The sequence below is a fragment of the Robertmurraya mesotrionivorans genome (genome assembly GCF_050971805.1).
Classification (GTDB): Bacteria; Bacillota; Bacilli; order Bacillales; family Cytobacillaceae; genus Robertmurraya_A.
In genome coordinates this window covers 1-20,499 of record NZ_JBPCCH010000032.1, presented here as the reverse complement: position 1 = coordinate 20,499, position 20,499 = coordinate 1, and the positions used below count along the sequence as shown (strand labels likewise).

At 34.8% G+C, this 20,499-nt stretch carries 20 protein-coding genes and 3 pseudogenes; 19 read left to right on the top strand and 4 right to left on the bottom strand.

Translation table 11 applies throughout. The features are described from left to right. Window positions 1–255: 255 nt before the first annotated feature. Window positions 256–453 (bottom strand): annotated as a pseudogene (locus ACRX5O_RS24040) (alpha/beta fold hydrolase); the annotation flags it as partial. A 605-nt stretch (window positions 454–1,058) separates the two neighbouring features. Between ACRX5O_RS24040 and ACRX5O_RS24035 the strand changes: the two are divergent. The 7 genes from ACRX5O_RS24035 to ACRX5O_RS24005 all read left to right on the top strand — a co-directional run bounded on the left by ACRX5O_RS24035 (window position 1,059) and on the right by ACRX5O_RS24005 (window position 6,746). Then, the gene (locus tag ACRX5O_RS24035) at window positions 1,059–1,742 is read left to right on the top strand and encodes a response regulator transcription factor (protein ID WP_433908263.1); all 684 of its coding nucleotides are present in this window, start codon (window positions 1,059–1,061) and stop codon (window positions 1,740–1,742) included. 5 nt (window positions 1,743–1,747) lie between these two features. Continuing rightward, complete coding sequence (locus ACRX5O_RS24030) at window positions 1,748–3,091, top strand: sensor histidine kinase (protein WP_433908259.1); 1,344 nt, start codon at window positions 1,748–1,750, stop codon at window positions 3,089–3,091. Between the two features lie 46 nt (window positions 3,092–3,137). Then, window positions 3,138–3,536, top strand: coding sequence for a PepSY domain-containing protein (locus ACRX5O_RS24025; protein ID WP_433908258.1), 399 nt, complete (start codon window positions 3,138–3,140; stop codon window positions 3,534–3,536). Window positions 3,537–3,744: 208 nt separating this feature from the next. Further along, window positions 3,745–3,939 carry a DUF2187 family protein gene (locus ACRX5O_RS24020; RefSeq protein ID WP_433908257.1) on the top strand — a complete coding sequence of 65 codons (195 nt, stop codon included), beginning with the start codon at window positions 3,745–3,747 and terminating at the stop codon, window positions 3,937–3,939. 134 nt (window positions 3,940–4,073) lie between these two features. Next, window positions 4,074–5,165 carry a PQQ-dependent sugar dehydrogenase gene (locus tag ACRX5O_RS24015; RefSeq protein WP_391557232.1) on the top strand — a complete coding sequence of 364 codons (1,092 nt, stop codon included), beginning with the start codon at window positions 4,074–4,076 and terminating at the stop codon, window positions 5,163–5,165. An 82-nt stretch (window positions 5,166–5,247) separates the two neighbouring features. Beyond that, window positions 5,248–6,006 carry a cytochrome P460 family protein gene (locus tag ACRX5O_RS24010; protein WP_433908256.1) on the top strand — a complete coding sequence of 253 codons (759 nt, stop codon included), beginning with the start codon at window positions 5,248–5,250 and terminating at the stop codon, window positions 6,004–6,006. A 50-nt stretch (window positions 6,007–6,056) separates the two neighbouring features. Beyond that, complete coding sequence (locus ACRX5O_RS24005; RefSeq protein ID WP_433908255.1) at window positions 6,057–6,746, top strand: DUF4405 domain-containing protein; 690 nt, start codon at window positions 6,057–6,059, stop codon at window positions 6,744–6,746. Window positions 6,747–6,781: 35 nt separating this feature from the next. Here the strand turns inward: ACRX5O_RS24005 and ACRX5O_RS24000 are convergent, their stop codons facing one another. After that, entirely contained in the window at window positions 6,782–7,327 is a 546-nt protein-coding gene (locus tag ACRX5O_RS24000; RefSeq protein WP_433908254.1) for a TetR/AcrR family transcriptional regulator, read from the bottom strand. A 241-nt stretch (window positions 7,328–7,568) separates the two neighbouring features. Between ACRX5O_RS24000 and ACRX5O_RS23995 the strand changes: the two genes are divergently transcribed. The 5 genes from ACRX5O_RS23995 to ACRX5O_RS23975 all read left to right on the top strand — a co-directional run bounded on the left by ACRX5O_RS23995 (window position 7,569) and on the right by ACRX5O_RS23975 (window position 13,057). Beyond that, a complete protein-coding gene (locus ACRX5O_RS23995) occupies window positions 7,569–7,847 on the top strand; it encodes an HPr family phosphocarrier protein (RefSeq protein ID WP_433908253.1) in 279 nt (92 codons plus the stop codon). A 401-nt stretch (window positions 7,848–8,248) separates the two neighbouring features. Further along, window positions 8,249–9,460, top strand: a complete 1,212-nt coding sequence (locus tag ACRX5O_RS23990) for a multidrug effflux MFS transporter (protein ID WP_433908252.1) — start codon at window positions 8,249–8,251, stop codon at window positions 9,458–9,460. Between the two features lie 111 nt (window positions 9,461–9,571). Next, complete coding sequence (locus ACRX5O_RS23985; protein WP_433908251.1) at window positions 9,572–10,549, top strand: aldo/keto reductase; 978 nt, start codon at window positions 9,572–9,574, stop codon at window positions 10,547–10,549. Between the two features lie 476 nt (window positions 10,550–11,025). Next, window positions 11,026–12,120 (top strand): alpha/beta hydrolase, encoded by a 1,095-nt coding sequence (locus ACRX5O_RS23980; RefSeq protein WP_433908250.1) that lies wholly within the window; start codon window positions 11,026–11,028, stop codon window positions 12,118–12,120. A gap of 370 nt (window positions 12,121–12,490) precedes the next feature. Next, the gene (locus tag ACRX5O_RS23975; RefSeq protein WP_433908249.1) at window positions 12,491–13,057 is read left to right on the top strand and encodes a cyclophilin-like fold protein; all 567 of its coding nucleotides are present in this window, start codon (window positions 12,491–12,493) and stop codon (window positions 13,055–13,057) included. 46 nt (window positions 13,058–13,103) lie between these two features. Here ACRX5O_RS23975 and ACRX5O_RS23970 read toward each other — a convergent pair. Continuing rightward, a pseudogene (locus tag ACRX5O_RS23970) lies at window positions 13,104–13,688 on the bottom strand (AraC family transcriptional regulator); the annotation flags it as partial. Window positions 13,689–13,885: 197 nt separating this feature from the next. Between ACRX5O_RS23970 and ACRX5O_RS23965 the strand changes: the two are divergent. From ACRX5O_RS23965 to ACRX5O_RS23935, 7 genes and pseudogenes are all read left to right on the top strand, one after another. Beyond that, window positions 13,886–14,008: a histidine phosphatase family protein gene (locus ACRX5O_RS23965; protein WP_433908248.1), complete on the top strand. Its 123-nt coding sequence runs from the start codon at window positions 13,886–13,888 to the stop codon at window positions 14,006–14,008. A gap of 226 nt (window positions 14,009–14,234) precedes the next feature. Next, on the top strand, window positions 14,235–14,870 hold the full coding sequence (locus ACRX5O_RS23960; RefSeq protein ID WP_433908247.1) for a 2OG-Fe(II) oxygenase: 636 nt from the start codon (window positions 14,235–14,237) through the stop codon (window positions 14,868–14,870). A 535-nt stretch (window positions 14,871–15,405) separates the two neighbouring features. Continuing rightward, entirely contained in the window at window positions 15,406–15,564 is a 159-nt protein-coding gene (locus ACRX5O_RS23955) for a hypothetical protein (RefSeq protein ID WP_433908264.1), read from the top strand. A 608-nt stretch (window positions 15,565–16,172) separates the two neighbouring features. Next, window positions 16,173–17,603 carry a MocR-like pyridoxine biosynthesis transcription factor PdxR gene (gene pdxR, locus ACRX5O_RS23950; RefSeq protein WP_433908246.1) on the top strand — a complete coding sequence of 477 codons (1,431 nt, stop codon included), beginning with the start codon at window positions 16,173–16,175 and terminating at the stop codon, window positions 17,601–17,603. A 298-nt stretch (window positions 17,604–17,901) separates the two neighbouring features. Beyond that, window positions 17,902–18,645 carry a hydrogen peroxide-dependent heme synthase gene (gene hemQ, locus ACRX5O_RS23945; RefSeq protein ID WP_433908245.1) on the top strand — a complete coding sequence of 248 codons (744 nt, stop codon included), beginning with the start codon at window positions 17,902–17,904 and terminating at the stop codon, window positions 18,643–18,645. A gap of 43 nt (window positions 18,646–18,688) precedes the next feature. Further along, window positions 18,689–19,333, top strand: coding sequence for a deoxyribose-phosphate aldolase (gene deoC / locus ACRX5O_RS23940; RefSeq protein ID WP_433908244.1), 645 nt, complete (start codon window positions 18,689–18,691; stop codon window positions 19,331–19,333). Window positions 19,334–19,521: 188 nt separating this feature from the next. Beyond that, window positions 19,522–19,865: pseudogene (locus tag ACRX5O_RS23935) on the top strand (uroporphyrinogen-III synthase); the annotation flags it as partial. A 34-nt stretch (window positions 19,866–19,899) separates the two neighbouring features. Here ACRX5O_RS23935 and ACRX5O_RS23930 read toward each other — a convergent pair. After that, on the bottom strand, window positions 19,900–20,499 hold a 600-nt coding region (locus ACRX5O_RS23930; RefSeq protein ID WP_433908243.1), incomplete at its 5' end, for an IS3 family transposase.

Below are 20,499 nucleotides of genomic sequence, written 5' to 3'. Positions count from 1 at the left end.
TGCTTGTCGTTCAGATTACCTTGAAAATAAACTTCCCCAAAAATGAAATAGTTCAGAATGTCCTGAAAATCAGGATCGGTAGCATATGTTGAGGTACTCCATCTCCGAATAGCTTTTTGAATGTTTCCTCGCTTTTTTTCAATCGGTCCATATTTACACTCCTCGATATAATAAGTCCTTTGAGTTCTGATTCATTCTGTTTGAAAAGTCTCGCCATTGATGAGGTTTCTCCGTTCGACTTTGAACACACTAAAATCAATTTTTCAACTCGTTCAGGGGCTTTAAATGCAACTCCTTGTGCAATATAGCAACCCACATTGATATTCCAAGGATATAGGCTTTATTTATTTTAAGGTAATCCATGAGTGCAATTACATCCTGCACGTGGTTTTCCAGAGTGAAAGTTGATGGTTTTTCAGATTTCCCATGTCCTCTTGAGTCTAAGGCAATAACATGAAAATTGTTTTTTAATTATACAAATTAACACCATTTACAAGTGCTTTTGGCATTTCGCTTCCCCTCCTGTATAAAACATAGGTAATAGTTTAGACGAATTCTCATTTTAAAATTTTATTAGTGTTGTACATAGGTAACAGACTTCCTTTCTCGTTTTATCGAAAGCGTTACAAGTGTTATTTAACCCTTGAAATACAAGCATAAATTGATTCCTAAACATAATTATAAAAGGTAATATCTTACATTCAATGGTTAACTGAAAACAGTTTGTTGTTTAATGAACAAATCAATAGATATTGTTCATTAAATTAATAAATTAATTATCAAACATAATTTTGAGTAAAAAATTGATTAAATATAATAGTCATTTTTAGTTAACTTGTTCAGTAATCAACAAAAAACCGTAATTTGATGATTGAAAGTATATGTTATGATTTTATACTTATAAACAAATGTTGATTTTTATATTAAACAAAACACTTTTTTTGATTTTAATTGTTCACTAATGAGCAAGTTTATTTTATTGGAAGGGGGAGTAGGTTGTGTCAATATCTAAAGACCTTTTAGCTGGTATAAATATAACAGGAGATTTTAAGGAATTCATCCCAAATATTTTGATTATTGAAGATGAAGCAAAAATCTCTAGAATTATAAAACTTGAACTCGAACATGAAGGATACAAAGTTAAAACAGCAGAGACTGGAATTGATGGCCTTGAACTATTTAATAATCAGCAATGGAACCTTGTGTTATTAGATATAATGATTCCCGAGATAAATGGTATGGAAGTTCTTCGAAGAATTAGAACTTCTGGAGATATGACACCCATAATTTTACTCACAGCAAGGGATTCTATTTACGATAAAGTTAGTGGGCTTGATCATGGAGCCAATGATTATATTACAAAACCCTTTCAGATCGAAGAGTTGTTAGCAAGAATTAGAGCTTGCCTACGAATAAACCAAATAATGGAGAAAAAAGGAGAAGAGCAAATTTTAACTATTAATGATTTGAAAGTAAATCAAAATACTAGAGTTGTGACTCGAAATTCTATAAATATAGATTTAACACCGCGTGAATTTGATTTACTTATCTATCTGATAAAGCATCAAAACTATGTTTTGAGCCGAGAGCAAATTTTAACACAAGTTTGGGGTTTTGATTACTATGGTGAGACTAATGTTGTAGATGTTTATATTAGCTACTTGCGTAAGAAAATTGATGATTCTTTCCATTCTCCCCTTATCCATACAGTCCGTGGTGTTGGATATGTTTTAAAGGAGTAATGTTCTTGAGTATTCGAAGTAAAATCCATTTATATTTAACCGTTTCAGTGCTCTTGATTAGTATTTTAATTAATACGGCAATTTACTTTTTATTTTACTCAATAACTACGAACGATAAATTAAATCATGTAAGACTGCAGGTAGAAAATATTGTCGAGGTATTGAAACCTGTCACTATTGAGAGTAATATAACCGATATTTTGAATTCTCGATTACCATTAAATGGAATGATTCGTGTTATTAATGAAGAATCAAGTTCTATCATAACAATTACAGAGGTAACAGATTTAGCAGATAGTAAGCCTAAATTTACTAATACACAAACAGTCGCAATTAAATCAGTTAATAGTAAAAAGTACGCAGTTTCAAGTTTTCCCATGATATGGCACGATGAAAATATTATGATGTTAGAAGTTACAGCAAGTTTGGAATCTTCATATGAAAGTTTAAAAATATTAAGGATCGTGCTCACTATGGCTTCACTTATTACTCTAATCCCTTCATTTATAGCGGGTAGAATGCTTAGTGATATTTTCTTAGAACCAATCAATTCGATGATTGAGACAATGGAGGAAATTCAAAGGAAAAGCATATTTAAAAAACTGGAGTTAAAAACACAATCACAAGATGAATTATACAAATTAGGTAGTACGTTCAATAAAATGATTGATATTCTAGCACAAAACTTTGAAAAGCAACAACAATTCGTCTCTGATGCTTCTCATGAATTAAAAACTCCACTAACGGTTATTGAAAGCAATGCGAGTATGCTTAAACGATGGGGAATGAATAATCAGGAGTTAATAGAAGAATCTGTAGATGCAATCTACTCAGAAGCAATCCGAATGAAAGAAATGACAAAGCAAATGCTGATGCTTGCAAATCATGAAGGGGAATTGCAGATAGATTTAGAAAAAGTAGACCTTGTTTCACTTTGTAGGGAGACAAGTAAACTGCTCGTGAATACTTATGGTCAAAAAATCTCTGTAAACACTCCGAATGATAGTGTTATAGCAATTGCGGAAAAGCAAAAAATGAAGCAACTATTGTTTATATTAATTGATAATGGCTTAAAATACAGTACCTTACCAATTGAAATACGTGTTGGATATGAGAAAGATCATGCATTTTTCACAGTACAGGACTATGGGATTGGTATACCTGAAGAAGATATCTATCATATTTTTGATCGTTTTTATCGTGTAGATAAAGCTAGAAATCGGGAAACCGGGGGAACTGGGTTAGGTTTATCTATTGCAAAACAGATTGTCGATTCTCATGGAGGAAACATTAGTGTCGTTAGCAAATTGGGGAAGGGAACAAGTTTTACTGTTACTTTACCGATTTAAGGTGTTTTATTAAAAAATAATGACTAAGGTAAATAGGTGAAACGGAATGAACCTTAAAAAAGTAGTTTTTCTCTTATTATTTCTAACCGTTATGTTCCTTACTCTAGAAGTACAACAAATTTTGGGAGATAGAGAAGACAGGATGTTAACAACTTCAGAAATAAAAAGTAGTATTCACTCAAAATACTTAGGCGATATTGGGAATATTAAGCTTAATATGAATTCAGAAGAATATATGTACATTGTTAATTTGCATAGTCAGAATAGCAAATACAACTTGAAGGTAGATGCATACTCAGGAGAAATTTTATATTTAGATAAAGTAGCATCTGAAAATTTAGTAACCGTGGGAAATCAATCAATTAGTTTTGTTAATGGTAAAGCGTCATTAGATAGAAATAGTTTAAACTGTTCAAATAAGATAAGCAAAATTAAGAAGAGTTAAATAGTAAATAGAATATAACAGAGAAGGAAGAGCCTAAGAACCAAAGGCTCTTCCTTTTTTAACATAATAAAATCTAATCAATTTTTAATCCTTTTATAATTTTAATCTAATCTAAAAAGCATAATCTGATACTAAAGGTGAAATAAAGAAATTTAGACATAACTTTAAATAAAGAGATAAAAGAAATTAGAGAAAAAGGGTGAAAAAAATGGGTAAAGACCTTGTGGGATTAAGGGTTTCATTTGTAAGAAATAACATAATAATTGAAGGAATTATTATTAGAGAATTGGAACGCTCAGTTATTATAGAAATTGCACAGGAAGATGCTGATAAAATTGAGTCACCAAGTATTCTAACAGTTGTTCACCATAATAATTATAAAATTTTACATGAGGATTTATAGGAAGAACCTTCTTGGCTCTTCCTATTTGATGTATACAATCTCTAATCAAATTCTAATCTTTCTATAATTTTTTTCTAATTTATTTTGTTTATGATGAAATCATACTAACAAAATTAGAGGTGGCAGGATTAAGGATGAAGAAGAACTTAGGAATTTATATAATATTATCTTTCTTACTTGTTGGTTGTTCGTCAACTGAACAACAAAACTCAGAAGATTTCCAGCAAAATGTTCCCAATGTACAAAATATTGAAGATAGAGAAGTGATTGCAGAAAATCTTGAGGCTCCTTGGTCTATAGCGAAATATGAAGATACATTCTATTTAAATGAAAGGTCTGGGTCCATTGTAAAAATAGAAAATGGACAAATGGACAGACAAAAGGTAGAACTCGATGAAGACCTTTCGGCAACTTCAGAGGCAGGATTATTAGGTTTTGTACTCGATCCTAACTTCTCTGAACTGAAACTAGCATATGGTTATTATACTTATGAGGACGGATCTGAACAATTTAACCGAATTGTAACACTTCGTTTGGTAGATAACGTTTGGAAGGAAGAAGATTTACTACTTGATAAAATACCTGGTAATTCTTGGCATGATGGAGGTCGACTTAAGATTGGACCTGATGGAAAGCTTTATGCAACAGTAGGTGATGCCTATGAGCAGAGTATAGCACAAGATTCTACTTCATTAGTGGGGAAAATTATAAGAATGAATCTTGATGGCTCCATTCCGAGTGATAACCCGTTTCCTAATTCCTACACTTATAGTTATGGTCATCGCAATCCTCAAGGAATCACATGGTCGGATGACGGAACATTTTATGCAAGCGAACATGGGAATGATGCTAATGATGAGGTTAATCAAATAGAAGCCGGACAAAATTACGGCTGGCCGATTATTGAAGGTAATGAGGAGCAGCAAGGAATGGTTACACCGCTATTTACATCTGGTGAAGAAGATGAATCAACCTGGGCACCATCTGGAATGGACTTTTATAATAATAATTTGTACGTTGCAGCTTTAAGAGGGTCGGCTGTTTTAGAATTTGACCTTGAAACAGGTCAACATCGTGAAGTAATAACTGGTCTAGGAAGAATTAGGGATGTTCTAATTGAAGATAACTATCTTTATTTTATTAGTAATAATAGAGACGGTCGCGGTAATCCTCAAGAGAATGATGATAAGCTATACAGAATTTCACTTACAGATTTAAATCAATAGATTATTTAAATAGCTTTTCCTAATTGATAAAAAAGTATGGTTCCAAGTAGTACTCGGATTTGAAAATTGGAGGTAGAAAATTATGAAATTAAGATTAATACTGCTACTTACATTGTTCCTAATATTCACACTTACTGCATGTAACAATAATGACGATAATACAATGGTCTTTGAGTCCCAACGGGAGCAAGAGGAGGGCACTGAGTCCGATCAGGGTCAAGAGTTCGCTGAAATTGGGAGTGGGGCGAACCTTGTTAAATTCCCTGAAGATCTTGAAGAAGGGATCATTTTTGCTACTTATGATCGAGGAGATATTCATGAAGATATTTATGTAAATACTCAAGAAGCGATAGAAGCAGTACAAAACGGAGAGGAGTTTCCGAGCGGTACAGTTATTACTCTTGTAGGATATAAGGATGGAGAGCTTGAACATTATTTAGTGATGGAGAAGCGGACCGGCTGGGGATCTCAGTACTCGCCTGAAGAACGTAATGGGGAATGGGAATATCAGCATTTTACTCCTGACCGAGAAGTGGCCGAAGATAATATTGGCCGTTGCTTTTCATGTCACGCAAATCAAGAAAGGGATGAATATATAAATTCATTAGATCAAATGAAAGAGTTTGATTTAGAGGAGCTTGCACAATCAAAGAACAGCAGTACAGGAACCTCATTTGCGGCTATCCCAACAAAAGATTGGAAGGTAACAGAAATATCTTCTCATTTAATAGAGTCCAAGGATGTAAGTAAAGAAAAAAATAGTTTAATAGAAGATCAGAATAAAACGGAAAAAATTAATGAAATTCTTTTGAAGATGTATTTAGAGCAATTTAAAAGCTAATGGATTTGTTCTAATTAAAGGACTGCTATTCGTAGAAAGAGGTGCATGTATTGAATCGAAAGATGATATTTAGACTGGTAAATGATCTTGCAATGACCGTTCTCATGTTATTAGCAATGGCTTACTATCTTACCGGAAATACCATTCATGAATTTATTGGGGTTACGGTATTTGTACAGTTTATTGTACATAACTTTTTAAATAGAAAATGGTATAAAGCAATTTTAAAGGGAAAATATAATTTTCGACGAATTTTACAACTTGGAATCAATTTACTTTTTCTTGCAACTATGTCTGTAATGATGATAAGTGCTGTATTCATTTCTAGCGATCTATTTTCATTTATTAAAATAAATAACGACATGACGCTAAGACAAATACATGTTCAAACTGCCTATTGGGGATTTATCATCATGGCAGTTCATATAGGATTATCGTGGGAAATCATCATCAGCTCTGCACGTAGGATGACAGGAATCACAGGTAAAAGCCGTATCCGCACTATTTTATTGCGTGTATTGGCTGTCTTAATAGTTTTTTACGGTGTTAATTCTTCCTTTGAGAGAGAAGTAGGTTCTAAGCTATTAATTTACAATCCGTTTGGTTGGTACACTAATGACCAATCTTATATAGGATTTTTGTTTGATCACCTATCCATTATGGGAATCTATATTTGTGGAACACATTATGCACTAAAATTAATAAAAAGACAGGAACAAATTAGAAATAGATGGATTTAAAAAACAGAGCAGGTGTCCCTGCTCTGAAGAAAAGATTATACTATTCTCTCTAATAAATCCCCCACATGTTTTGCCATTGCACGTGGTGGATATGGCATTCCATTCTTTAACCACCATTCCACTAAACCTACGTATGCATTTGCCACAAATTGAACAAGTACTTCTTCATTTTGACCTGCATTTTTCCCTTTTGTGACGTCGACATCCTTCTTAAACTCTTCAATATTAAACTGAAGGAATCTGCTACGGAAATATGGTGCTCCTTCACTAGCTAACATCGTTGAAAAGAACAAATAATTACTCTCAAAGTATTCCATACAGTGCACCGTTGATTCAATGAAATCAATTTCTGCTGCTTCGTCACAATAATTACTCATGTTGTTTATATGTTCTTCCATGATCTTATCTAATAAATCAAATTTATCAGAATAATGAAGATAGATGGTTCCTCGATTAACATCGGCTCTGTCAGATATATCCTGAATGGTAATGTTGTCAAAACTTTTTTCAGACATAAGTTCTATAAGAGCATTTTTTATTGCTACTTGACTTTTAGTAATTCTTCTATCCAATTTTGCCATATATATTCATCCAGCCTTTCTGTAAATCAACAAAATAGCTCATACTGTTCAATATTCAACAAATCATTTACTTTTGATCATTGCAAGTATTTAGGTATCTCTTATAATAATAAACATCTGTTGATTAATCAATCAATATTAATTTTATTGTCATAGATATAATTGTTTACTTATGATTCATTCTAAAGAAAAATTTAAAACTAACCAGAATTATTTTACAACGGGGAGGGTAAGAGGATCATTGAAAAAAGAGTTTAAAATCACTACAAGCACTGGATTTGCTCGTCCTGCAACATTGCTTGTTAATGCTGCAAGAAAATTTGAATCAAACATATTTCTGGAGTATCAAGGGAGATGTGTCCATCTTAATCAAAGCCCTAGCCATGCTTTAAGAGATATTATGTTATTAGGGATCATTCCAGGTTCAGAAATAATTGTAAGTGTTGTAGGAATAGATGAGTATGAGGCCATACAATTTATAAAAGAGCAACTGGCTAACTATTATTTATTAAGGGGGTAAAGAAGGTTATTATTACATTTATTTATCCTATTTCCTTTTTCAGTCTAGTAGACTGTAAAAAAGACAATAAAAGACCTGAGTCAAGTATAAATTGGACTCAGGTTTTTTAATTTTATCAAAAATTCTTAGTGTATTATACTAGATTCCTACCTAAAAATGCCCCCGTTTGTTCGGCCATGACACGTGCTGGTAAACGCATTCCATTTTTGAACCACCATTCCACTGCCATATTTTTAATATGCTTAAAAAGTATATCTTGATATGAGATATAAGTAATAGAATATATTCTAAATTCAATTTAGAATATATAGCAAAGGGAGCAAACGAGAGTATTTCAGTTACAACAGTTAGCGTAAGTCTCCCTGATAAACATAATAGGAAACAAAAGGAGCTATGAATAAATGGATTTTCAGAAAAGCAACAATTCGTTTAGAACGGCATTATTGTTGGCAATATTTTCAGCATTAGGTCCATTTACTGTTGATATGTATCTTTCATCATTGCCCCAAATGATGAAAGATTTTAATACAACAGCATCGTTAATGCAAGCGAGTCTAACTGCAAGTTTATTAGGGTTAGGTCTGGGGCAGCTTGTTGCAGGACCTTTAAGTGATGTACATGGCAGACGTAAGCCTTTACTTATTTCGATGATCCTCTATTTTATCATTTCTATAATATGTGCGTTTTCACCAAACATAAGCATATTTATTGTTTTACGCTTCATTCAAGGATTTGTCGCTTCTGCAGGACTTGTTATTTCTCGAGCAATTGTGCGTGATCGCTACAGTGGATTAGAAATGGTCAAATTTATGGCACTGTTGACGATGATTAGTAATGTCGCTCCATTGATTTCCCCTACTGCTGGTAGCGCAGTTACTACGTTCACTTCATGGATCGGTGTGTTTATCTTTCTTGGTTTCTTAGGGCTTTTTTTAACAGGTATAACCATATGGGGAATAAAAGAAAGTTTGCCTGAGTCGCAACGTGTTCCCAGCAATTTCAGGGAAGTACTAAGAAACTACGGTTCCTTGCTTCGAGATCGAAGCTTTATGGGATATGCGCTAGTCAATGGCATATTGTTCTCTGGTGTGTTCGCCTATGTTTCCGGTACTCCATTTATTTATCAAAATATGTATGGCATATCTCCTCAACTGTTTTCTGTTCTTTTTGCCTTAAATGGGGTTGGGATTATTCTAGGGTCACAGCTCGTCAAACGACTGGCCGGGCTTATGGATGAACACCGTATTTTTCGTTTAGGACTGCTGTTAGCTTTCATCACTACCGCTGCCGTCTTGGGTGTCGTTCTATTAGAAGGACCTTTCGTTGCATTGTTCATTGCAATCTTCTTATTTGCAGCAGCAATTGGAATAATTGGACCGATTTCATTTACTCTTGCTATGGAGTCACAAGGGCATATTGCAGGAAGTGCCGCAGCTGTATTAGGCACTCTTCAATTTGCATTAGGGGCAGTCACTTCCCCTTTAGTTGGTCTTGCGGGAGAAAATTCTGCGATTCCATTTGGAATAACAATTTTTATGACAAGTATACTGGCAGTTATCTCCTATTTAATCCTAGTGAAAAGGTCATCAGCAGCTTCACAATATACTTACTAAAGTTTTCTAATCCAGGCGTTTCACAAAATTAAAAATAGGAGGAGTTCAGATGCGAAGCGTTGCACTGAACAATGGTATTGAGATGCCGATACAAAAAAGGGGGATAAGTTTATGCGTATAATGCCTTTGGAAAAGCGAGATGTTACAACAAGCCGTTTAGTTTTGGGGTGTATGAGGCTTGGCGGTAGTTGGGATAACAGTCCCATAGCAGAAGAAGATGTTGTCAAAATGGAAAAAGCAATTGATCAAGCACTTTCATTAGGGATCACTATGTTTGATCATGCAGATGTCTATGCGCTAGGAAAAGCGGAAGAAGTCTTTGGCAAGGTAATTAAAGCCCGTCCGGATTTAAGAGAACAAATGGTTATTCAAAGCAAATGCGGCTTCCGTTTTGCGGATGAAATTGGACCAATCAGATATGACTTATCGAAAGAGCATATTATAGGCTCTGTTAATGGGATATTGAAAAGGCTCTCAGTAGAATACATTGATGTGTTACTATTGCATCAACCCGATCCATTAGTAGAGCCGGAAGAAGTGGCAGAGGCTTTTCATATACTAAAAACATCCGGAAAAGTACGTAATTTCGGTGTTTCTAATATGAATAAAGGACAAATGGAACTTCTTCAAGCGTATTGCGAACAGCCAATTATTGTCAATCAGCTGGAAATGAGTTTACTTAAGCTGGATTGGCTGAACCAAGGGGTAACAGTAAATCAAGAGGCGGGGAAAGCAGTAAATTTTGGAGAAGGATTACTTGAACACTGCATGATAAAAAATATTCAGATTCAGGCGTGGTCTCCATTGGCAAAGGGAATTTATTCTGGGAAAGATGTGAAAGATCTCTCGGAGGCGCAGATTAATACTCGGGAATTAGTAACAAAAATGGCTGAAGAAAAGGGAACAACAAGAGAAGCAATTGTTCTCGGCTGGCTGATGCGTCACCCGGCAAAAATCCAGCCAGTTCTCGGGATAACCAATTTAGAACGAATAAAGAATTGTTATGATGCGATTCGCCAGTCGGAACTTATGACCCGCGAGGAATGGTTTTCCCTTTATGTGACAGCAAGAAGTAACAGATTGACATAATGGAAGATGAAATTAGAGCATCGGGCTTAAATCCGATGTTTTTATTATGGATTTTTGATCTTTATCCATAGATTACACTTTAATCTAAAATAATTTTAATAGGTAGAAAATTTTAATGTTACCCCAATATCTACAATTCTTATATAAGGAATAAGGTTCAGACATGTGAATTTATAGGAATCTCTTAAAAGTTGGACCGAATTTGGATAAAAATATTAAATACTTAAATAAAATGTAAGCCGTAAGAGGAGGAGCAACCAAAGTATTGGAATTTCCTTTTTGTATGACAGAATTCTAATAAATTTCTAATCATTTTATAATTTTCGTTTAATTTAGATGGCTTAGGATGAAAATTAAGCCTAAATAAAAGGTGATGTTCAAAATGAGAGGGGGATAAGTAAGCCAGCAAAGTAGATGGTGTACACTTTTTAAACGAGAACAGTAATACATCAATAAAAACGTTGGAGGGATTAAAAATGAAAAGAAAATCTATTATGCAACGGGGCCTTCAGTTACTTACAGTGATGGCGCTGGGCGTGGTTTTATCCACGAATACCATTGCATCCGGGACAGAAAGTCAAGTACGGGACAAGACCAATGTATCTGACAAGGTGATAACATGGGATAAGACTTTTCCTCAAAGCAACAAGGTGACTGTTGAAAAAGTATCATATACAAACAGACTTGGCATTAACATAGTCGCAGATATGTATCTCCCTAAAAACCTTAATAGATCAAAGAAAGCTCCCGCAATCATTGTCGGGCCCCCGTTCTCTGGTGTGAAGGAACAGACGGCTGGCTTGTATGCCCAGGAAATGGCAGAACGTGGATTTGTAACCTTGGCCTTTGACCCATCCTACACGGGAGAAAGTGGCGGGGAACCACGTAATATTGCTCTTCCGGATATGTTAGTCGAAGATTTCAGTGCAGCCGTGGACTTTTTGGGTACACGCTCTTTTGTGGACCAGGACCGTATTGGCGTTATCGGCGTTTGTGCCAGTGGTGGGTTTGCGGTTAGCGCTGCACAGATCGACCCTCGGCTAAAGGCCATCGCGACAGTTAGTATGTACGACATGGGACGCGCCTACCGTGAAGGAATGGGATTAGCACCAGTTCCGAGCGAAATAATGACCGAGGAAGAACGGATAAATGCTCTTGAAGAAGCCGCTGAACAACGGTGGGTTGAATTTGAGAGCGGACAAATAAAATACAGCCCAGGATCTGCCGTGGAACTAAAACCCTCACAACAAGCAGCAGCACTAGAGTTCTCTGAGTACTACGGTACGCCTAGGGGCTATCATCCCCGCTCAATGCCCTATAGTATGACCAGCACCGGGGCGCTCATGAATTTCTTCCCTTTCGCGCAGATTGAGACGATTTCTTCGCGTCCACTTCTATTCATCGCAGGTGAGAATGCCCACTCTAGGTACTACAGCGAAGACGCCTACAAGCTGGCGGGCGAACCGAAGGAACTATATATTGTCCCAGGCGCAGGGCACGTGGATCTATATGACAGAATGGAATACATCCCGTTCAAAAAACTCGATTCCTTCTTTAAAGAAAATCTGTAGAAAAAATAAGGTAATTGGAGATGAAACGCTCAAATCTAGTTTCGTTTGCGGAGGGTGAGTTTACACTCACCCTTTTCTGTTTATTAATAACCTTAATTAATTCAGGAGTTTCATATTTGTTATCTTTAAACATACAAAAAACTCTCACTCATTAATTACTAGCTGAAGGATATGTTTTTGTTAGAGATGTACCATCTGTGGGTAAAACAATGATGGTGCGTGTTCTCGCAAAATCATTCAATAATAAAAGATAAATTAATTAGCTATATATAGGATTTGAGTTACATTAGAAAAAATGCAAACTGTGATTATACTTCTAATGCTAGTATGATCCTGAACATTCCTAAAGTTAAATAATGGAGGCAATTTTATGAGAAAAAGGCGTAAATGGATAGTTTTGATTTTACTGGCTACTTTAACCTTTCTAACAGCTTGCGGTAACAAAGAAAGTGAAAACAACATTAGTACCGAGGATAATAGGAGTACCAACAAAGATGGTGAACAAATAGATTCAACTGAATCAGATAACGAAACTAATCAAGGTTCTACATTAGATAATGAAGACTCTGATACTGCAGGAGATGTAAGAATAAAAATATCTTTTAACAACGAAGAAGTCATAGTAAAAATGTTTGATAATCCAACGAGCAGGGATTTTTTGACATTACTACCACTTACGATAACATTAGAAGATTATGCAAGTACAGAAAAAATACATTACCTATCAAGGGAATTATCAACGGAAGAAGCACCATCAGGTAGTGATCCGTCAGTTGGAGATTTTGCTTACTATTCTCCATGGGGGAATATAATTATATATTATAGAGATTTCGGCTATTCGAATGGACTTATTAAATTAGGCAAGATTGAATCTGGAGTAGAAAAGTTTGAAAGTTTTCCTGATAATATTCCTGTTACAATTGAAAAAATTAATTAAAGCAATGCGTTGTATAGTTTCAGTATTATGACAAACTTCGATTAATTATTCGATCACCATTGCTACCCTTTATTGCCATTTGTTCTAAGGCTTCTCCATGAGGACCTTGTAGAATCCAATAAAGAATTTCCTTCGTAAATAGAGGAGCTAGTACCGGTATATGTTTAGGATTTTCTACCAACCGGGCTAACCTAATTACAGAATCCAACAGAACTGGCTCTACTTTGCTTACAAACATAGCACGTTTGGCATTTTTTTTCTGTCCTATACGAATATCAGGATCACTTAAAACCTCTAAAACTTGATTCGGTGTAAATTCAAGTTTTAGAGCCAAATACGGAATGTCTTAAGAGGCTTTAATAACTTGCCCGGTAACCGGCAAGTCAACAGATGCAATAATGTAATTACTAGGACCGTACCTAAAGCGCTCCTCCGCAAGTATTACTTCCTTTTCCCCCTGAACGATAACACAAAAGGATGTTTCGTTCACTCTAGCAATAGGTTCCGTAACAACTGATTCACGGATTAAATATAAAGATGGAACAGCAGTGGGATGAACCCCGTCACTCTCAGAATAACGTTTAATAAGTTTGGCAAGTTCATGCTGCTGTTTACAGATTTCTTCAGACATTTCAGATTCTCCTTATTCCAGCATCTTCTACAGTCCCATTTTATTGCATATTCGTCTATTGTGTAAATGCTAGTGAGAGGAATAGGCAAAAACTTGATGTGATTGTGTTAAGAGGTTCTTTATTAACTGTTGTATAGTTTGAACAAGGAAGGATGATTATGAAAAAGACCTTTTATTTAATGCGACATGGGTAAACTTTGTTTAATGTAAGAAGAAAAATTCAAGGTGCTTGTGATTTTCCTTTTACAGAATTAGGAAGACATCAAGCGGAAGTAGCGGGTCAATATTTTAAAGATATTCCAATAGACCAAGCATACTGAACGAAAATTTTTGAATAATCTTAATTTTTTGTCATAAACCAATCAATCCTGTATAGTTAATTTATGGGTAAGTCTAAATTTGAACTTGGGGTACTTTTAGAGATTTTTCTATATATGTTTTGACAGGAGGTAGGTGGCCTTTTTGGGACTTCTTGTAAAAAATTCAACCCAAATTCATATCTAGTTATTACGAAACAATTAACTCTGTAATTAAGGATGATGCGAGTTGAAAATTAAAGAGCAAACAATTTTTAACCACAAAGGAAACAGGATTAAAACTGAAGACAAAGAGATTAAGATTATTGCTAAATTAGAAGAACCGTTGATTGTTGTCTTAGGAGATGTGCTAAGTGAGGAAGAATGTAATGCATTGATTTCTTTATCAAAAGACAGGGTGGAACGTTCAAAAATCGGCGCTAATCGTGAAGTTGATGATATAAGAACAAGTAGTGGGATGTTTTTTAAAGAAGGAGAAAGCGAACTTGTTACAAGAATTGAAAAGAGAGCATCACAAATTATGAATATCCCTTATGAACACGGAGAAGGCATACACATTCTTAACTATCAAGTAGGGCAAGAGTATAAGGCACATTTTGATTTTTTTTCATCCCAAAATAAACAGGTGTCAAATCCAAGGATAAGCACTCTTGTCATGTATTTAAATGATGTAGAAGAGGGAGGGGAAACATATTTCCCTAAATTGAATTTGACAATTAACCCTCAAAAAGGAATGGCTGTGTATTTTGAGTATTTTTATGAAGAACAAACGTTAAATGAATTAACGTTTCACGGAGGTGCTCCAGTAATAAAAGGGGATAAGTGGGCTGCGACTCAGTGGGTAAGGCGTAGGAAGATGATTTAATAGCGTCAACCTTCATAATTTAAAGGTTATCTAAATACCATATATAACTCAAGAAACACCCTTTGAAGCACAAGGCGTTCGCTATTGCGTTTCAAAGGGTGTTATTTGTCTATACATTTTTTAAAATTTAATTAAACCATAAACTGGATTAATAGATGATGATACACCCTTAAATAATAAATTGAAACCCAGCGAGGAGAGGGGGCAACCTAAGTGTTTTTTGATATTTGGGGTCTTTTTGAGTTGTTTATTCCTCATGAGTAAGAGTAGTGACCTCTACGCTGCCAACGTATAATTTTTTAATTAAATCGTAGAACAAATCCCTTATAAAAAACTTAAATTTTTTTTGTAACTTATAATAGCCAGTACAAAACGGCAGTAATAAAATATAGTTAACTTAACTAGGAAACATTTATTTGATGCATCTTCGCTGGAAGGACCACGCAGATGGATTAGTGATTCTCACTATCCTTCTCCCTATTTTATTGCAGCAAAAGAACAAATGTAGATCTATATTTGAAAGGGGAACTAATAAATGACAACACAAGCGGTACAACAAAAAACTAAGAATGATAGTAAAGGAGTTCAGGCTGCAGGTGACTGTACTGACATTGCTTATAAGCAAATTATTATTTCAATGGGATCTGGGGCCACAGCAGCTTTAGGTGCTTTTGATTACCTAATTCGAAATTAATAATATTAGAGAGTAATTAACACCATGGTACCTCATAAGCTTAAAACTTTAAATGGATAGCAGTGTAGTACTATTTGTTCTAGTGTCACTATAGTATCTTGGTAAAGTTTAGTGGTTTTTATAAAAAAAAGACAGTCTCAAAAAATGCTGTCTTTTTTTGTTTTTGTATGTACATCAAACAAATAGGTTAATTGGACTGGTGTGATTCTTCAAAATTGGATGGTTCATTTGCTGTTTTAACTAGATAAAATATTTATACAAACAGTTCAATTAGTAGGGGTGTAGTATGAAACTTCTTATTGCTTTAGTTTTTCTAATACTGATCATATCTGTAATTTTGACTTTAGTATTAACAGGTAAAAGTGACGAAAATTATAGAGAATCTACAAAGAAAAATACGACAAATTTAACATTAAATTATGTAGTGATTATTACATTATCTTTAATTGCTCTTGGAGTTTATATTAGATTTTTTGTATAAATTATATTTTTTTAACCTATTGATTATTAACTCGATAGGTTGTTTTTTAAAGTACAGGATCCAGAGTAAAAAAACCAAAAAGAAAAATAATATATCGTAAAAAAGATAAATAAAAGGACTGTAGTCAATGGATTGGAAGGCAGATAGAAATGCAAAAAAAGCGATCTATAAACAGCTCGCAGAATATATTGAACACGGAATTGCGAATGGTACTTTTCCGCCAGACAAACCATTACCATCAGAACGATCCTTAGCAAAAGAACTGAATGTTAACAGAAGTACAATAGTGGCAGCGTATGATGAACTGGAATCGAATGGATTGATTCAAAGAAACAGAGGAAGTGGAACAACGATAAGCAAAGATATCTGGGGGATAACCAAGAAACGTATTCCGAGCTGGAACCGGTATATTGAGGCAGGGACATTTTTACCAAATTTACCTGTTACCCAAAGAATTCGAAAAGAAGCGGTAGAACATAAACTTATCAATTTAGCTAGCGGCGAATTATCAGAAGATCTTTTTCCTATGGATTCCTTAAGAAACATTACATCAACACGATCATTTATCGGAAGCCTAGGATATGACCATCCACAAGGGAACTCGATACTAAGGGAAACCATTACAAAGCATGTGAAACTATTTAGGAACATTGACACAAACGCGTCATCCATATTAATTACATCTGGAGCTCAACAGGCATTGCATTTAGTTGTTCAATGTCTATTAAAGCCTGGAGATGCAGTTGCAATAGAAGACCCTTCCTATACCTTTAATCTACCAATTTTTAAAACCGCCGGGATAAAACCATATTATTTAACAGTAGATAATGATGGTATAAATCCTGAGGAATTATTAGAACTACATAAGAAACATCGCATTAAAATGATATTCTTAAACCCCTCATTTCATAATCCTACAGGGACTTTACTGAGGGAAAAAAAGAGAAAAGCTATACTAGATATATCGTCTGAACATGGGATTCCTGTAGTAGAAGATGATCCGTATAGTTTAACTTCATTCACAGGAGAAGTAGTTACCACTCTAAAATCTATGGATACTCATGGAAATGTCTTATACATCAGTTCTTTATCAAAGATTGTTGCTTCAGGGTTGCGGATTGGATGGATTATCGGGCCAAAGCCTGTGATTGAAAGACTATCCGATGCAAAACAACAAATTGACTTCGGGCATGCTAGCTTTACTCAATGGATTGCAAATGATTTTCTGGAATCGGAGAGTTTTCATTTACATATTAAAAGATTAGTGAAGGAGTTGGAAAAACGAAGAGATCAGATTGTGACGAGTCTAAATTTTTATTTAGGAAATCTTGTTGAATTTGCTGTCCCTCAGGGAGGTATTCATATATGGTGCAAACTGAAAAAGGAGTTTAATGAAACACAATTACTTGAAGAATCGATTAAAAAAGGAGTCATATATGTTCCGGGCTCCACGATGGGATCCAAAAAAGGTTATGTCCGTTTTACATTCGCAAGGGAAGATGAAGAATCCATAAATGAAGGAATAAAAAGATTTGCCGAAGCACTTAATTCCCTTTAAAACATTTAACTTCGTGAATATTTCTACTAAGAATCATGATTTTAATCATGGTTCTTTTTTAAATTTAGTAGTAATGGATGGTTAAAAAAGTGTGGGATTGGATGGTTATAATTTTTCTAAATCCTATATTATGGAGTAGTGGATCATATTTGATGGTCCACTCATAAAAATTATTTATATGAAACAATAATTGTTAATATATCAATTTACTCACAATAATCTCTTCATTTGCTTTGAATTAAATCGTTTTAAATCTAAAACCGAGTTATAAAAATTAAATAACATAGGAGTAAGGAAAATGTCTAATGCTGCAGAAACCCTTGAAGGTTGGTACTGCTTAAATGATTTTCGAAAAATTGATTGGGAAAGATGGAAGTCTTTAGGATACCAGCAACGTATAGAAGTTCTTAAAGAAATGAAGGAATTATTGAACTGCTGGACTGTTACACAAGAAAACTCTGAGGGTAGTCATGCACTCTTTCAAATAACAGGTCATAAAGCAGACATCATGTTCATGTTTCTTCGCCCAACACTAGATGAATTGTTGGAAATAGAATTGGCATTTAATAAAACAAAATTAGCTGATTATACTTTACAGTCCAACTCGTATGTATCAGTAGTTGAATTAAGTAACTACTTGCCTAAAGAGGAAGATCCCTATAATAAACCAGAAATAAGGGAACGGTTGTTTCCAAAGATCCCTACTACTGACTATGTTTGTTTTTATCCTATGAATAAACTTCGGAGTGCAAGTGACAATTGGTATATGTTAACAAGCGAAAATCGCAAACAAATGATGCGGAGTCACAGCTTAATCGGACGAAAATATTCAGGTAAAGTTAAACAAATCATACTGGGATCTGTGGGATTAGATGATTATGAATGGGGGGTAGCCCTTTTTCGGGAGGATCCTATTCAGTTTAAAAAACTTATTTATGAAATGCGCTTTGATGAAGTTAGTGCCCGGTTTGGCCAGTTTGGTTCCTTTTTTGTAGGAAAGTATATGTCTAACGACCACTTAGTTCATCTATTACAAATTTAATATTTATACAAGACTATTATAAAATTCTAAGGTGGCAAAAAATTTGAACTATACAAACTTAATTGATCATACATTACTGTCGCCAGTTACAAAGGAAAAAGAAATCGTTCAACTTTGTGAAGAAGCAAAGAAATATGGATTTGCTTCAGTATGTGTAAATCCAACATGGGTAAGTCTATCAGCAAAAATTTTGCGTGATACAGATGTAAAGGTATGTACAGTTATAGGATTCCCTTTAGGAGCTAGTACACCTGAAATGAAGGGATTTGAAACACAAAATGCTATTGAAAACGGAGCTACTGAAGTAGATACTGTGATAAATATAGGAGCATTAAAGGATAAAAACGATGAACTTGTTGAAAGAGATATACGATCTGTTGTGGATGCTGCAAGAGGGAAGGCTTTAGTTAAAGTTATTATTGAGGCATGTTTATTAACTACTAAAGAAAAGGTACGTGCATGCGAAATCGCTGTTAAAGCTGGAGCAGACTATGTCAAAACCTCAACAGGATTTTCTTTACAAGGTGCTACTACTGAAGATGTAGCAATTATGAGAAAAGCAGTGGGACCAAATGTTGGTGTTAAGGCATCCGGAGGGGTTCGTAATACGGATGATATAAGTGCTATGGTTGATGCCGGAGCATCAAGGATAGGTACTAGTTCCGCAGTTAAGATATTTGGGCTATAAAAATTTAATAATTAACAACGAGAGACAAGAGTTATCGAGTGTAGGAAATAACCTATCGTAGAATAAAAGTCATTTTCTAACTATAGAAAGTGGCTTTTTTACTAATATAACAATTAAGCGTTTAGAAACGTACGTTCTATTGATGGCGATGTTTTATAATATAAAAATAAATAAAAGAGGGTAATCGCATGGTAAAGGGACTGGCGGGGAAACGTGTTGCTATTGGTGCATCTCGGAAAATAGAGGAAATTAGTAAGCTTATTGAAAAACAGGGAGGTGTTCCAATTGTCCGCTCTCTTCAGGGGACTGTTTTTCTATCAGAGAAAGGGATCGGTCCTGTTCTACAAAGACTAGTGAAGGAGGGGACAGATTGGATTATTTTCACAACGGGAATTGGCACTGAAACTTTGTTGGATATAGCTGATAAAGAAGGTATTAAACAAGAGTTTAAAAACATTATTCAACAAGCAAAGGTTGCTTCAAGAAACTAGGGATTATGCCGGTGGCAGTAGATGAAAATGGGACAACCAAGAGTGATCTGAACCCAAAAAGTTAGACACGAATTATTAAGCAACTTCCTGGGCATGAGTTCGATACTGAATCGGACTCATGCCTCTTAGTTTTCCCTTAATTCGTTTGTGATTGTAATAATAGATATAATCCTCTAAATCTAGTTTAAATTGCTCCATACTTCCAAATTCTTTGAGATAAAGTAATTCACTTTTTAACAGGCCAAAGAAACTTTCTATGGCTGCATTATCTAAACAATTGCCTTTACGTGACATACTTTGTTTAATTCCATTAGATTTCAATGCGTGTTGGTAGTGCTTCATCTGATACTGCCAGCCTTGATCCGAGTGGAGGATAGGGGTATCTCCTTCCTTTAATTTTACAAAAGCTTTTTCCAACATCTTAGAAACAAGTGGATAAACTGGCCGTTTTTCAAGATTATAAGCAATAATTTCTCCGTTATAAAGGTCAAGTATGGGAGATAAGTAAAGCTTTTCACCATGTAGTTTGAATTCAGTTACATCTGTTACCCATTTCTGATTAGGTTTCGTAGCTTGGAAATTACGTTCTAAAATATTGGGTGCAATTTTGCCTACTTTACCACGATAAGATCGATACTTTTTCATTCGTACTAGACACTTTAACCCGAGTTCATT